The sequence below is a fragment of the Paraniabella aurantiaca genome, assembly GCF_050309965.1.
Lineage (GTDB): Bacteria > Bacteroidota > Bacteroidia > Chitinophagales > Chitinophagaceae > Niabella.
Genome location: NZ_JBLOSY010000002.1, coordinates 1,332,512 through 1,347,950 on the forward strand (window position 1 = coordinate 1,332,512; position 15,439 = coordinate 1,347,950).

The window sequence follows — 15,439 nt, forward strand, 5'->3', positions numbered from 1 at the left end:
AATGTGTATTTCGATGAAAAAGATAACAACGATATCCATTTGTTTTGTAGTGGCAACGCTAGCTATTTCCTGCAAGAAATATCTTAATAACAATTCATATTTTAAAGATAGGTTAACGCTGGATAAATCATTTAATAATGAAACCTACATTGAAGAATGGCTGGCCAATTCCTACTCATTTCTTATGGGTATAAATGCAGACGTGGCAAGTAAGGGCTTCGAACCGTTCAATTTTGGTGATGATATGTATTACGGGGACAGGGATGGGGCCTACGATCCTACAAATGTCAACTCTTTGGATTATAATAAATTTAGCCTTGGCAACTATAATGAGGGGTTTGTACAGTCTTGGAATCAATGCTATGAAGGTATTAGAAGTGCTACTACATTTATACAAAATATTGATCAGGCTACCGTAATCAGTTCAGATAGAAAAGCAGATTACAAGGCACAGGCCCGTTTTGTACGTGCCTATTATTATTGGCTTTTACTAAAAAAATATGGGCCCGTTCCAATTCTTCCTGAAGAAGGACTTGATTATACGCAGAGTTATGCCGATTTAGCTTTACCCAGGAATTCTTATGAACAATGCGCCGAGTATATAGGCAAAGAAATGGTTCAGGCTGCTAGGTATTTACCGCAAACCCGTGGTCAATTGGATATTGGCAGACCTACAAAGGGAGCCGCATTGGCAACCCGCGCTAAAGCTTTTTTATATGCAGCAAGTCCTTTAATGAATGGCGGTAAAGTAAGCATGGATTTTAAAACAGCGTTGGTAGATGATAAAGGTAACCAGTTGCTTTCGACTACATATGATGAAAAGAAATGGGCAAGAGCCGCTGCTGCTGCTAAAGATGTTATGCAGTTGGGTGTATATTCCCTGTATATATCGCCATTTAAAACATCGGGTACTGTAACCAATCCTGCAACGGTAGCGCCTCCGTTTCATGCAGAATATTCAAATAAACAATGGCCTGATGGTTGGGCTAATATAGATCCATTCGATTCTTATCGCGCCTTGTTTGACGGAGAAGTACCGGCTTCCGGAAATCCGGAATTAATTTTTACCCGAGGGCAAAATCAATCTTCCGAAGGTATTAACGTGATGGTGGTACATCAGTTGCCGCGTATAGCATCCGGATGGAATACACATGGTTTAACGTTAAAGCAAGTAGATGCTTATTATATGAGTGATGGTGCCGATGTGCCGGGTAAGGGTTTAGAGTATGGAAGAGGAAATGGAACTCAAAGGGTAACAGGCTATGTGACCGATCAGGATGTTGCAGGTGGCAAATACAAACCATTGGCATCCGGCGTATCCTTGCAGTTTGCAAATCGTGAACCTCGGTTTTATGCGTCGGTGGCGTATAACGGAAGTGTTTGGCATCTTACCAATGAGTCGCAGGTTGCAAACAGGGAAAAGCAGGTTTTTTATTATCGTGGATCGGGCAATGGCTATACTAATACTATGTTTTGGCTGAGAACGGGTATTGGTGTAATGAAATATGTAAATCCGCAGGATACTTATGAAAATGGAAATATAGGTAAAGTAGTACCTAAGTACGAACCGGCTATTCGTTACGCTGATATATTGATGGTTTATGCCGAGGCGTTAAATGAATTAAATAGTTCTTATAACATTCCTAGTTGGGATAGTTCGCAAACGTACACTATTGCAAGAGATGTGGCAGAAATACATAAAGGAATAAAGCCTATAAGAATCAGAGCCGGATTGCCCGATTATTCTGAAGCTATATATGCTAACAGCGCCTTATTAAGAGCTGCCATAAAACGCGAGCGCCAAATTGAATTAATGGGTGAGCAGCAGCGCTATTATGATTTGCGCAGATGGGAAGATGCGGCTACTGAATTAACAGTTCCTATTTATGGCTACAATACGCTTATGACTTCAACACAGAGAGATTTGTTCCATCAGCCGGTAGCAGCTTTTGCCCTTCAAAGCACGTTCGCTCCCAAAATGTACTTTTGGCCTATTTCAATTGATGAATTGAGGCGCGACGCGCGTTTAACGCAAAACCCGGGCTGGCAAACTTATAAATAACAAAATCAGGTATGAAACCTTCATCGTAAAATTTTCAATCTAAAGGTATCCGATGTCAAAAGGGAGACGAAAATTTTATACCGGTGATGTTTCAAACAACTAAATTATAAAACATACACGAATGAAAAAGATAGCCGTATTACTATCCATTCTGCTTATTTTCGGAATTATTGCCTGTAATAAGAACTGGGTTACCGAACAATTTGAACATTTTGTCTCTTTTAAGGCACCTTTAAGTAGTAATAATGTTACACCTATTTATGTCCGCTATAAACCGGATGGAGTTGTTAACTATCAACTACCGGTAATAGTTAGTGGCACAACAAATAACGAAAATGATTTACAGGTACAGGTTGGAGTAGATTCCGATACCTTAAAAGCTTTCAATGATGCAAATTTTCAAAACCGAAAGGATCTTTATTATAAAGAGTTGACCAGCCAGTATTTTACTATTCCCAATACGGTTGCAATACCGAAGGGAATAAACGCCAGTACAATGAACATTAGTTTCTCGCTGAAGGATATTGACCTGGTGGATAAATGGATCCTTCCTTTAACCATTAAACCCTCACACGATTACACACCCAATCCCAGAAGGAATTACTCAAAAGCATTACTGAGAATCATACCGTTTAACGACTATTCCGGAGTTTACAGTGGTACGGCTTTAAAGTTGTATCTGAAAGGAGAAGAGAATGGGGCCGCTATAGTGAAAAGTGAGATTCAAAGCTATGTTGTTGACGAGAGCACAGTCTTTTTTTACGCCGGTGCGGTAGATGAAAATAAGACGGATAGAAGAAATTATAAAGTATACGCTCGCTTTAATAACCAGACAAAAGAAGTTACGCTCACATCCGACAATCCTTCTATAAATTTCCGTGTAAATCAAAAAATTTATTACTCTATTGAAGACGTCAAAGACGCAGTTCAACCCTACCTTATTCACAGGTATGTTACAATCAATAATATTGACTATAACTTTACCGACTATACGTCTGTAGCTAATGCATCTATTGATTACACTGTTCGCGGATCGTTAATAATGGAACGAAAGATCAACAGCCAGATACCGGATGAGGATCAGGCAATTCAGTGGTAATTTTAAGAACCTGCTACGTAACATGAAAATTGCTTGTCTGAATAGGACAACATCACGCAGCCTGCGTTCCCGTTAAGATATAGGTTTACAGAGGCCATGGTGCTAGAGCGGGTAAGAAATACCCAGATACCGGACGAAGATCAGCAGGTTGTAATTGATAGTGATATGTTTTAAATGAAAAGATCAGATGCTATTTAAAATGAACTAACTTATGATACGTGTTTTTTTAACGGCAATATGCTTATCAGCTTGTATGTGGGCCTCAGCTCAAAAAACGAAAGTAAAGCCAGAGATTTTTGAAGGTATATGGCAGGTTACTATGCAAAGCACAGCAAATGCGCCTGGAAAATTTTCTCCGCCACGAACCAATGATCTTAAGATATATGATGGGATGGGGAATTTCAAGCATATTATTTATGTGAATAATAAATATGTGGAACTGTCGAAGGGAACGATTGAAATTACTTCTGATTCTACATATACTGAAAAACTGGAAAAACATCTGGCAGTGCCTGCTTCAGTAAAAGAGGGAAGGATTGTATTCCGTTTTTTAGATACGGATACATTTTTAATGAAATGGTCGCTCAATAATTTAAGCGGACAGGAAGTTTATAAAAGAGTAAAATGATTGCTGAGCTTTTGGTAAAGCTTATCATTCGGCAGGTCCATTGCCCTGTAAAAGAAAGTTTGAATTGTAAGTATAGCTAAGAGAAATGGTACAAAATGAGTAATTTTTGAGACAAATTGAAAAATCGATTTTGTAGGTAAGGTTTATCTTTACAAGGTCTGCTAAACAATGTGCAGACCAGGTGGAGTTGCCACTATGATACGATTCAGGTGCCGGTACTATAATGCTTGTAGCATGAAGTTCCTATGATTTCAGGATAAGATAGCATGTGGACCAGCTATCTTCTGGTGTGTTGAGTTTACCTGAAATTTTAAAACAAATATGTATATCTGTTTATTAGCACATTAAAATAAATATAACTTCTTTCAGATAAAATATAAAAATCTTTCAATGATTAAGTATTGTTTAAAGCCCTTAAGTGTTCTTGTTCTTGTTTTTTCTTTCCTGGTGGGGAGCGGCCAAAAACGTAAAGCTCCGGCCTATCCTTTGATAACCCATGATCCTTATTTCAGCATCTGGTCTTTTACAGATGATGCCACCGCGTCACCTACCAAACACTGGACGGGTACCGATCATTCTTTAACAGGCTTTGTTAAAGTGGATAACAAAATATATCGCTTCCTGGGAAAGGAAACAAAAACCTATAAAGTTTTATTACCCGCCTCAGAAGATAAAACCTTCTCGGTAAAATATACCGAAAATAAACCTTCCGATGGCTGGCAGCAAATCGGGTATAATGAGAGCGGCTGGAAATCAGGACAGGCGCCTTTCGGTGACGAAGCTGGTCTTGTAAAAACGCAGTGGCGTTCAGACGATCTTTGGGTTAGAAGAGAATTTACTATGTTAAGTAGTAATGAAGAGGATGTATACCTGAAATTAAACCATGATGATAACGTAGAAGTATACCTCAATGGGCAAGAGATTTATAATACTACTGGCTGGGTACATAAGTATATCTATATACCCGTTAAGAACGCTTCATCCGTTTTAAAAGCCGGCAAAAATGTTCTGGCAGTGCATATCAAAAATACCGCAGGTGGCCGCCACCTCGATTTTGGGTTGGTGAAAGAAGAAAAAACTGTGGCAACAAGGAATGTTATTAACGCAGTTCAAAATAACGTGGATGTTAAAGCAACGCAGACTATTTATGATTTTACATGCGGACAGGTTGATCTGAAAGTAAGTTTTGCATCGCCTTTAATATTAACCGATGTAGACCTGATGGCAAGGCCCGTATCTTATGTGACTTTTACAGCTGCGTCCAAAGACGGACGTGCCAGAAATGTGGAAGTCTTATTCAATACTTCTACCAACCTGGCTGTAAATACGCCGGTACAGGAAGTGGCTGCCAAAAAATATAATGCAGGTGGGCTGTCTGTGTTAAAAGCCGGAACCATTGCCCAGCCTGTATTGGCAAAGAAGGGCGATGATCTTCGTATTGACTGGGGATATATACATGTCGCTGTTCCTAATTCGGCTACAGCACAGCAGTTTATTGCAGGATCAGATGAATTGTCCTTAAATGTGTTAAATAAAATTGCTAAAACTCCTGTGGTAGCAGACCAAAAGGGAAAGCAACTACAGCTGAGTACGATACTCCAATTAAATACAGCAAGGTCGGCAAGCTCTAAAATATTGTTGGCTTACGATGACATCTGGGCTATCCAGTACTTCGGAAAAAACTTGCGCCCCTGGTGGAATAAGGATAACAATACTACGATCGATGCGCAATTACAGGCTGCTAATGCAGATTATGCTGCAACCATTGCCAAATGCGATGCTTTGGATCAAACCATTTATAATGACGCATTAAAAGCCGGTGGGGAAGATTATGCGAAATTATGCGAGATCAGTTACAGGCAAACCATATCGGCTCACAAACTCGTACAAAGCCCGCAGGGTGACCTGTTATGGCTTTCTAAGGAAAATTATAGCAATGGTTGTATCAATACCGTAGATCTTACTTATCCTTCGGCGCCACTATTTCTGGTATATAATCCCGACCTCGAAAAGGGAATGATGAATGGTATTTTTTATTACAGCGAAAGCGGTAAATGGAAAAAGCCTTTTGCTGCGCACGACCTGGGTACCTATCCGCTGGCTAACGGGCAGGTATACGGAGAAGATATGCCGGTGGAAGAGTCTGGTAATATGGTGATACTGGCGGCAGCCATTGCGAAAGCAGAAGGTAACGCAGCGTATGCTCAAAAGCACTGGGCTACTTTAACTACCTGGACCGACTACCTGGTTAACGACGGCTTTGATCCGGCAAACCAGTTATGCACCGATGATTTTGCCGGTCACCTGGCACGTAATTCAAATCTTTCGTTGAAGGCCATTATGGGCATTGAAAGCTATGCGATGCTGGCTAAAATGTTAGGCAAGGAGGATGTGTACAATAAGTATCATAACATAGCTGTTGCCATGGTGCCTAAATGGATGGAACTGGCTGCTGATGGTGATCATTATACATTGGCGTTTGAAAAGAAGGGAACATGGAGTCAGAAGTACAACGTAATTTGGGATAAGGTTTTGAAGTTTAATATTTTTCCGGAGGAAGTGTTTCAGAAGGAAATGAAATTTTACCTGGCTCATCAGAATAAATATGGATTGCCTTTAGATAGCCGCAAAACCTATACAAAAAGCGACTGGATCTTATGGACAGCCTGCCTTACCGGAAGGGACAGCGATTTTAAAGCCCTGGTAAAACCTGTTTATAAATATGCATTGGAGACGCCAACAAGAGTGCCATTAGGCGACTGGCATGAAACTACTGATGGTAAACAAGTGGGCTTTCAGGCAAGAAGCGTAATTGGCGGTTATTGGATGAAAGTGTTGGACATGAAATTGAATGGAAAATAAACTTTGATTTAAGTATCTGCAAATTTTATTTTAATAGCCGGTACAATCATACACAGTTAAGTATACTGTATTAATAGATCCCGGTTGCTATACCGGGATTATTTTTTTATTTGGAAGATGGGGGAAGTAGATATCTTTAATGTCTTCCTTTTTAGTCATGATGACGTTTATAAATTTCACTATCTATGTTTTTGTTAAAAAGAGGTTTGATATTGTTGCTTTTACTGGTAGAAATCCATTTATCTGCCCAGAATTTAGTTGCATACGTAAATACTTTACAGGGTACTAATTCCAGTTTTGAGTTGACAAGGGGAAACACTTATCCCACCACTGCTTTACCTTTTGCTATGAATACCTGGACGCCACAAACGGGTAAGAACGGTGATGGCTGGAAGTATCAGTATACGAAAAAGAAAATACGCGGATTTCAGCAGGCACACCAGTGCAGTTCCTGGTCGAACGACTATGCTGTTTTTTCATTAATGCCGGTGGTAGATAACCTGGTAGTGAACGAGGACGAACGGGCACTAGAGTTTAGACATGAAAAAGAAATTGGGAAACCTCATTATTACAAGGTGACCTTTGAAAATAATATTACCACAGAAATCTCTCCTTCGGAAAGGGGCGCACATCTGCGTTTCAGTTTCCCCGAAGGTAAAAAGGCCTACCTGGTGTTAGATGGTTATACGGGCTTAAGCGGCGTTGAAATTTTCCCGGAGCAAAAAATGATTACCGGCTTTGTGAATAATGGGCATGGATTTCAAAGGGGCTGGAAAAATCATTTTGTACTCTACTTCGATCAACCTTTTACAGCCTATGGCACCTGGGAAAATGAGAAGAATCAAATAAATGCGGGCAATAAAAACGCTGAAGGAAAGGGGAGAGGTGCTTATATTGAATTCAAACCCGGTGTGAAAGTGCAGGTGAAAGTAGCATCTTCTTATATCAGTATAGAACAAGCGCAGTTGACGTTGCAACGGGAATTGGGTGCCGATAAAAACCTGGAAGTGACTAAAGCAAAAGCAGAGAAAGTATGGAATCAGCATCTGAAAAGAATTTTAGTAGAAGGCGATTCAGAAGCAGATAAAGCGACTTTTTACTCCTGCTTTTTCAGGGCGAGTCTTTTTTCAAGAGCTTTCTATGAAATCGATAAAAATGGTAAACCTTATTATTTTAGTCCTTATGATGGCAAAGTGCACGAAGGATATATGTTTACGGATACAGGCTTCTGGGATACTTTCAGGGCACAGTTCCCTCTAAATATATTGATGTACCCCACACAGCATGGCCGTTATATGCAGGCTTTGCTCAATGCACAGGAGCAATGTGGCTGGTTGCCTTCCTGGTCTTTTCCCAACGAGCAGGGGAGTATGATTGGCAACCATGCTATCTCATTGCTGGCAGATGCCTGGGCCAAAGGCTTGCGTACTTTCGATCCGCAAAGAGCACTGGATGCGTATTACCATGAAGCCAATAATAAAGGCCCATGGGGACCCGCTAATGGCCGTGATGGCTTTAAAGATTATAACAGCATAGGCTATGTTCCCTACCCCGAGGTAAGAGAAGCTACTGCTAAAACATTAGAATATGCTTATAATGATTTTTGCGGCTATGCCTTAGCTAAGGCGGTAAATAATCAAAAGTACCAGGATAGCTTTGGGCAGAAGATGTTTAATTACAAAAACGTGTTTGATCCGGCTACACTGTTCATGCGCGCACGGGATAGGAAAGGAAACTGGGGTGATAATTTTGACCCGGTAGAATGGGGTGGACCTTTTACTGAAGGGAATGCCTGGCATTGGGTGTGGTCGGTGTTTCATGATATGAATGGTTTGATTAACATGATAGGCGGCGATCAAAAATTTTGTGCCAAGCTGGATTCTGTATTCGCAGTTCCTAATACGGTTAAAGTAGGCACTTATGGATTTATGATCCATGAGATGACCGAAATGGTGATGGCCAATATGGGGCAGTATGCGCACGGCAATCAGCCTATTCAGCACATGCCATATTTGTACAATTATGCCCGTCAACCCTGGAAGGCGCAGCAGCGAACCCGCGAGGTAATGACCAAGCTTTACAATGCGACAGAGAATGGGTATCCCGGCGATGAAGACCAGGGACAAACCTCCTCCTGGTATGTATTGAGTGCATTGGGTTTTTACAGTGTTTGTCCTGGTACCGATCAATACGTATTGGGCAGCCCCATGTTTAAAAAGATCACGATCTCATTGGAGAATGGGAGAAAATTTGTGATCAATGCTAAAGGCAACAGTAGTCAAAATGTTTATATAACGAATGCCCGTTTAAATAATAAACCGTACAGCAAAAATTATTTGACTTATGGTGATATAGTGAAAGGCGGTGAATTTAATTTGCAGATGAGTGCGACACCTAATTATAAAAGAGGAGTACAGGATACAGATCTGCCGTTTTCAGTGTCGAGATAGAGGTTGCTGCACTCTACAAAAATACTTCAGGCTGGTTGGATTACCCCGGCTATCTTTCTTGATTAACTGCGAGAATGCTATGAGGGAAGGGGAATTATATTAAATAACCGGGAACAGGCCTCACGCGGTCGCATCCTTGCGATCAGATCAAAGATCTTAATGATCTGCTGGTTCAAGATCCAATAAAATGAAAAAGCCGTCTCAAATACATATACATTTGAGACGGCTTCCTGATCTTAATTTATCAGTTAAAATGTACCTTTCTTTTGTTTCTTTAATCTGCCCAAGTGACATAGTTTATAGGGGAAACCCTTAATACATAAGGTCCGCCTTCAGTCCAAATATTAGTATAATCTGTTGTGAATGGAGAAATATTCGACCACCAGTTTCTACTTCCGTGCGGATTCACAAGTGAAGCAAAAACCTGGGTTACTCCCGGACCATTTGTAAAAGTGACAGTATAACGGTTGGTCGTTTTTAAGTAAATTGTTCTGAATGTATTGGGAAGGACATTGCTTACTGTAGTTTGTTCACTTGTAGTTTGATTGGTAAATACAATATCACCACTATAGTCATAAGATGCAATAGTCATCGTTTCGCGGCTATAAGGGTCATCAACCCTAAGGATAGGTACTAGTTTCCATTTCTGGTTTAGACCAGTGCCTGGAGCCGATCGTTGTAACAAGGTTCCGGTTGTTGAGCCCGAGGCGGGAATTGAAACTCTAGTGCCTGAAACAGGATCTTCAATATAAAAGTATCCATCACCTGCTGGTTTTACTTTCCAGGTTGGTATTGAGGTGTAAGATATTTCTAATCCGCTACTGCCTACAGGATTTAGGCCCTGGCTGCTATTGTAACATTTGACAGTATAGTCTTCACCGCCGCCTTCAAACCTCCAGCCATAATAATAGCCAAACTCGGCATCATTTTTTTGAAGTTGAACAGGCCCCTTAACAGTTAAACGTGAAAAGGTTGGTTCGTACACCCCGATTTCATAATTAGAATCCAAGGCGGATACCAAACTGTAAATCCCGCCGGAAACTATGGTTTGGCATTCGTTTACAGTTTTGTCATTTAGCCACATCGGTGCAGAGCAAAGGGCACCAGACCATAGGTATGCTTTCAATTTAAAAGATCCGGAGGCTATTCGAGTTACGGTAACCGATGAGCCGCTTGTAACCAAAGTAGCGACACTTGGCTGGTCTACAGACCAGTTTATAAAACCTCCGCCATCTAATGAAAATCCGCCAGAAACAGTGTAGGTTTTACTTTCATTCAAGCAAATTTCATTAGGACCGTCTATGTATAGCTCGGTCTCTGTCCCTCCTCCAACACATCTTGGCACGGTGTTCTCCGAATCATTAATAGAAGATTTTTTACACGAGAAGATAAAAATTGCAAATAGCAATGGTAACAGGTAGCGTTGATTTTTCATCTGTTTTTATTTTGTAGGTTATAAATAATTGGCTTTTTCTAAGGAATAGTTAGTCTGATATAATTCAAATATATGGAAAATAACTAAACAATTGCACCCATTGAAAATATTAAAAATAAAATTGGTTTAAGTCAATGTTGTATATAATCGTAATCTTAAATGATTGGTTTTGATAAATTGGAGACCATTATTTTAGGTTATAAGGAAAATCCTTACTCAACATTACATCGTGATAGGTTGGGAACAATAACTCCAAATTCGCGTGTCGAAAGAGTAAGAATGTACCTGGTCCTGCCAGAGATATGGGAATTGTTCTGATTGCAGCATTGTAGCTAATCCCTTCACATACGTAGATGTTCTGCATTCGACCATTGTTGAACCTTTTGAACGTTTAAAAGTATTAGATTAAAGTTTTTGGTTTGTCTTCATTTTTGGGTGTTTGCGTTTGATAACTAAATTTATAACAATCATGAAGGGAGCGGTTGAAAGCAGACCTATGTAGAATATGGGATTTAAATGAGGGGGAAACGCTGGTATTTGTGGTTTAATGATGTTGTTATAGGGAAAGGATTTATTTCAAGTAAGAGAGGGTGCGAAGCAAGCGATAAACATTTACCGCTAAGGACTAAGTTGCAAAGAAACGTTATTATTACTCTGTCTATACCTCCCGGCTTTGCGCCTCCTATGTTTGCTTTTTATGTGGTTCGCGGTTAATTAAGAGCCGCAATTGTCAAATGCAATTACCAATATTTTATAAAACCAGAAAGAGGCCATCGGCCTCTTTCTTTGTCTCCGTACGATGCCGGAGAGTGGTTCTTGTCAGTGTCGAAAAATTTAGATCAACTTATTGGATACCTGCTTTTTCAAATGCAGCTTTTGCTTCTACCATCATGCCAGCGCTGGCCTGAGCCGTTAACTGGGCTTCACCGGCTGGGGGAGCAATCCACGAAGGACCAAATAGTAACGAATTTTTGAAAGTAGCTTTCGTCCATACATTAGTCGCATTGTTGTTAAAGAAGTTGATGAATTTTTTCTTATAGTCTTCATTCAATCCTGGTTCCTGTATCAGCATTAAATAATAGCGGATAAAAATGCCTTTAAATAAGGCATTGTCGCCGGTTCCTTCGTCGCGTAATACATTGTTCCCCGAGTCGATACATTTCGTGATCGTATAATTGGCACATTTTTGCGCATCATTAAGATAAGCTGCGTCACCGGTTATTTTATGCAGCTCTACTGCTGCACCTACAAAAGTGCCGGTGTTGTAGGTTAATACTACTTTACTGATGGCGCCACTTTCTCCATTGATATTATCATAAATACCACCAGTTGCCCACTCATACAAAGTATTCCTTTCCCACTCATATATTTTAATGCCCCAGGTTTTAAAAGACTCTTCCTTCGTAATATTATACAACCTCGCTGCAAGAATGGCCGCCGGACCATTAGAACAGGCGTTTTTACTGTATAGCATATCCTTACGCCAGGCCACACCGCCTTCTGCATAGGTATCGTTCCAACCCTTTATAATGTCGTTCCACAAATCGCGTGCTGCGGCCAGGTATTTATTATCTTTGGTTGCTTCGTAGAGCCTTACAAAAGTCAGCGCGTTCCATTCCATGTCATCATAAAACACATTGTAATAAGTGTTGCCGTTTTTGGCCTTAATGCCCGTGAACCACTTATCAAAATAACTGCTGTATTGCGTATTGTTGGTGCGTATAAAAGCATCAATGACTACATCCATGGCGTGGGCATTGGGCCAGTACTGAAACCCATTGTCCGATCCGTTGCTGCCATAATTAAAGTAACCTCCTTCGTTCCAAAACTGGCGGATCAGCGAATGGGTAGAGCTGTCTGCAGCTGCGTTCCAGTTGATAGCCTCTCCATTACCATAAGTATATACGTCCTCGTACTTAGAGCAAGACCAAAACAAGCAAGCCGCTAATGTTATTATTAAAATATTATTTCTCATGTTGCTATTAGTTTACTTGTACAGAATGCGTATAAGGAGCAGTGCCTTGCATGGATACCGTGATGGTCGTAGATTTACCATCAACAGCTGGCATGAACTTCCATTTGTCATCCCACTGAGAAGTATTGGGCAGTACTCTTAAATAATAATAAGATGCCGGGGAAGAAGCATTGGGCGGACTATCTGTACCTGTTACGGTACCTAGTTGTGCTACTACATTGGCTCCGTTGGATATAGTTTGCATTTGAAATTTATAGCGTTCATCCCGTCCCCATGATTCCTGCCTGAAAGTAACAACACCTGTTCCTCTCCATATACCTTTGCCCTGGTAAGGCAGATTGAATAGTACCTTGTTTTCCGGACTAAAGAAGATACCTATGGATGTAATCTCAGTGTAAGCAATAGTAGCCGTATTAAAATCAAGGTTGATGCGGTAAACGCCGGTTTTTGACGCCGTAATAGCACCGGTTTCGGAGGCTTCTTTTAAAGAACTGCCGTTATCGGAATAAAAGATGCGTGGAGTTCCACTGTTGCGATCGGTAAAATAGTAAGGCTTACCGGCTTCCAGCCTGGTATAGATCTCAAATTCTCCCGGTGCATTTAGTTTGAACGACATTGCCTGTGCCAGATTGGTTCCGGTTTCAGAACCTTCCCCGGTAACGAAAACTTCGTCGGGCAGGTCGGCAAAGCCCTGCAATGCAGTAATGCTAAGCACTGCTGATTGATCCGATTTTACAACATTAATCCCTCTTGAAGCGAGTACAGTCCATTTTACTTCACCGGTACCGCCGGGTGCAACACCCGCCAGCCCGGCAATCCGGTTCAGGATCTTATGGGTGATGGTAGCGCCGTTGGAGAACCCGTTATTGTCCGAAACAATTTTATATAAAGGATTAGAGAAGTCTCCATTGGTTTTATCAAATACCACTTCATAAGATGCGGCACCTCCATCCTCTGCTTTCACCGCTTCCCATTCAAAATACAGGGATGCTGAGGCTGAACTTAATAGTTTAACGGATCGGTTGTTGACAGGTGAATACAAAGTTTTAACTGCCGTAATATTGACATCTTTGTAATTCATATCTTCTTTTTTGCAGCTAAAAAATAATGCCGCAATCAATAGTGAGTAAAGCGACGTTGCAATTATATTTTTCATCCGTATATTTTTTAATTTTTTTAATGGTCGGATGCCCGCCCGGCTGACCCGGTCGGACGGGGAACTCCGCATATACATTCCTCTATGTGAGAAATATTTATCGTGTTCCGTTTCATTTGTGAAGAGTTTGTAGTAAAGTTTTAGTTTCCGTATCCTGAATTGTTGGGTAGTAGATTTTTATTCAGATCAATTTCTGATCGGGGTACCGACCATAAATAGTCCCTGCTTTCATCAAATTTCCGCGTGTCCAGTACAATAAAGGCAGTGCTGTTATTGGCGAATTTTGCGCCGTGCGCCACACCATTTAAGTATTGGGTACCTGCTTTCCAGCGAATGATATCAAAGTATCGTAGTCCTTCGAGTGCTAACTCGCTCCGGCGCTCATTTCGAATAGTATTACGCATTTGAGCGGTTGATAAGGCTCCCGGGTAATCCAATGCTGAAGCCTGGGTGAAGCCCGCCCGGGTGCGGATGGGTTTGATGGTTTTGTCCCAAACCGCAGCGTTCATCTGTCCTAGCTCAAACTTGGCTTCTGCATTCATCAGCAATACGTCTGCATAGCGCAGCATGATGATGTTCAGGCCAGATTGAAAAGTGGCGTTGGCTTTTACATCGTAATACTTCTTGATATAATAACCGGTAGAGGTTGAATTAGATGCAGCGTTCACATAACTGTCGGGCGTATTGGTACCTGGTCTTGTACGTATAGTAGTGGTGGAACCATCCAGCTTTTGTATCTGGCTGCCATCATATACAACTGTAGCAGCTAGCCTGGGATCGCGGTTGATATAAGGATTATTTTCGTTGTAAGACGACTCTTCAGTGATACTCTTGCCGTTGAGCATCACATAACTGTCTACCAACTCCTGCAGGGGGGCATAAGCGTTTAAACGGGCACCCAGCGACAGGGGAGCGGCATCGTAGTATTTTGACCAGGTCTTTTTGTCGATCAGGTAGCCGTAATCAAAAATAACTTCTGAGTTATATTCGTTTGCTACTGTAAATAGACCGGCATAATCCGGGAAAAGATTGTAGCTGCCAAACTTGTCGGGGTTGTTAATAAGACTATCTGTATAGGTGGCTACCTTTTGCCAGTTACTTTCATACAAGTAGGCTCTTGCTTGCAACGCACAAGCTGCTGCTTTGTTGGCCCTTGCTTTATCCAAACCCGAAAGATTGTTTTTAGACGGAAGTATTTGCATTACCTCATCCAGTTCCTGGTGAATGAATGAAAGGATTTGTGATTTGTCCGTTCTGGATATGGTACGCGATTCCGCCAGGTTGATATCATTGGTAGAAAAAGGTACTGCACCAAAAAAATTAACGAGTCTGAAGTAAACGTAAGCTCTTATAAACCGAATCTCTGCTATACGTTGCTGCTTAAAAGCTGCGGGCATGTTGGGAACCCGGTCTACATTGTCTAAGTAAATATGACAGGTTTTTAAAGCTTCATATCCTTGTTTCCATTCGTCGTGGAAAAGAACCAACGAGGGATCTGCGTTGCCGTTGCGGATCACACGCTGGTTGGTATTGGATCTTCCCTCAAATACATTATCGCTTAATGCTTCGTCATTCCACATTTTGTCAGCGGAGTACATCTGGCTATAAGCCATATTGACCATAAGATCGGAGTTGCCCGCAGAGAGCCAGTAGTTATCATCGGTGTATTCACCCACTGGCTGCAGGTCCATTTTATTACAATTGCTAAACAGGATAGCCAGGAAGAGAGCGGCTATGCTCCATTTGAAATTTATATGCTTCATACCTAATTA

At 41.1% G+C, this 15,439-nt stretch carries 9 protein-coding genes; 5 read left to right on the forward strand and 4 right to left on the reverse strand.

Features of this window, described 5'->3' with window-relative positions:
• The first annotated feature begins 13 nt into the window (after positions 1 to 13).
• From ACLOAU_RS19775 to ACLOAU_RS19795, 5 genes are all read left to right on the forward strand, one after another.
• Positions 14 to 2,062, forward strand: a complete 2,049-nt coding sequence (locus tag ACLOAU_RS19775) for a RagB/SusD family nutrient uptake outer membrane protein (protein ID WP_427863639.1) — start codon at positions 14 to 16, stop codon at positions 2,060 to 2,062.
• Positions 2,063 to 2,183: 121 nt separating this feature from the next.
• A complete protein-coding gene (locus tag ACLOAU_RS19780; RefSeq protein WP_427863640.1) occupies positions 2,184 to 3,161 on the forward strand; it encodes a DUF4973 domain-containing protein in 978 nt (325 codons plus the stop codon).
• A 211-nt stretch (positions 3,162 to 3,372) separates the two neighbouring features.
• Complete coding sequence (locus ACLOAU_RS19785) at positions 3,373 to 3,789, forward strand: DUF4488 domain-containing protein (RefSeq protein ID WP_427863641.1); 417 nt, start codon at positions 3,373 to 3,375, stop codon at positions 3,787 to 3,789.
• Positions 3,790 to 4,179: 390 nt separating this feature from the next.
• The gene (locus ACLOAU_RS19790) at positions 4,180 to 6,651 is read left to right on the forward strand and encodes a glutaminase family protein (RefSeq protein ID WP_427863642.1); all 2,472 of its coding nucleotides are present in this window, start codon (positions 4,180 to 4,182) and stop codon (positions 6,649 to 6,651) included.
• 185 nt (positions 6,652 to 6,836) lie between these two features.
• Positions 6,837 to 9,101, forward strand: coding sequence for a GH92 family glycosyl hydrolase (locus tag ACLOAU_RS19795; RefSeq protein WP_427863643.1), 2,265 nt, complete (start codon positions 6,837 to 6,839; stop codon positions 9,099 to 9,101).
• Positions 9,102 to 9,375: 274 nt separating this feature from the next.
• Here ACLOAU_RS19795 and ACLOAU_RS19800 read toward each other — a convergent pair whose 3' ends face one another.
• The 4 genes from ACLOAU_RS19800 to ACLOAU_RS19815 form a co-directional block, all read right to left on the reverse strand.
• Complete coding sequence (locus ACLOAU_RS19800) at positions 9,376 to 10,536, reverse strand: RICIN domain-containing protein (RefSeq protein ID WP_427863644.1); 1,161 nt, start codon at positions 10,534 to 10,536, stop codon at positions 9,376 to 9,378.
• Between the two features lie 844 nt (positions 10,537 to 11,380).
• On the reverse strand, positions 11,381 to 12,511 hold the full coding sequence (locus ACLOAU_RS19805; RefSeq protein WP_427863645.1) for a glycoside hydrolase family 76 protein: 1,131 nt from the start codon (positions 12,509 to 12,511) through the stop codon (positions 11,381 to 11,383).
• 7 nt (positions 12,512 to 12,518) lie between these two features.
• Positions 12,519 to 13,667, reverse strand: a complete 1,149-nt coding sequence (locus tag ACLOAU_RS19810; protein WP_427863646.1) for a SusE domain-containing protein — start codon at positions 13,665 to 13,667, stop codon at positions 12,519 to 12,521.
• Positions 13,668 to 13,807: 140 nt separating this feature from the next.
• Positions 13,808 to 15,430, reverse strand: a complete 1,623-nt coding sequence (locus tag ACLOAU_RS19815) for a RagB/SusD family nutrient uptake outer membrane protein (protein WP_427863647.1) — start codon at positions 15,428 to 15,430, stop codon at positions 13,808 to 13,810.
• Positions 15,431 to 15,439: the final 9 nt, after the last annotated feature.

What these genes read in the sequence shown, in the direction of transcription:
- ACLOAU_RS19800 (WP_427863644.1), bottom strand. Translation starts at nt 10,536, where the DNA reads ATGAAAAATCAACGCTACCTGTTACCATTGCTATTTGCAATTTTTATC.
- ACLOAU_RS19780 (WP_427863640.1), top strand. Translation starts at nt 2,184, where the DNA reads ATGAAAAAGATAGCCGTATTACTATCCATTCTGCTTATTTTCGGAATT.
- ACLOAU_RS19815 (WP_427863647.1), bottom strand. Translation starts at nt 15,430, where the DNA reads ATGAAGCATATAAATTTCAAATGGAGCATAGCCGCTCTCTTCCTGGCT.
- ACLOAU_RS19795 (WP_427863643.1), top strand. Translation starts at nt 6,837, where the DNA reads ATGTTTTTGTTAAAAAGAGGTTTGATATTGTTGCTTTTACTGGTAGAA.
- ACLOAU_RS19810 (WP_427863646.1), bottom strand. Translation starts at nt 13,667, where the DNA reads ATGAAAAATATAATTGCAACGTCGCTTTACTCACTATTGATTGCGGCA.
- ACLOAU_RS19805 (WP_427863645.1), bottom strand. Translation starts at nt 12,511, where the DNA reads ATGAGAAATAATATTTTAATAATAACATTAGCGGCTTGCTTGTTTTGG.
- ACLOAU_RS19785 (WP_427863641.1), top strand. Translation starts at nt 3,373, where the DNA reads ATGATACGTGTTTTTTTAACGGCAATATGCTTATCAGCTTGTATGTGG.
- ACLOAU_RS19790 (WP_427863642.1), top strand. Translation starts at nt 4,180, where the DNA reads ATGATTAAGTATTGTTTAAAGCCCTTAAGTGTTCTTGTTCTTGTTTTT.
- ACLOAU_RS19775 (WP_427863639.1), top strand. Translation starts at nt 14, where the DNA reads ATGAAAAAGATAACAACGATATCCATTTGTTTTGTAGTGGCAACGCTA.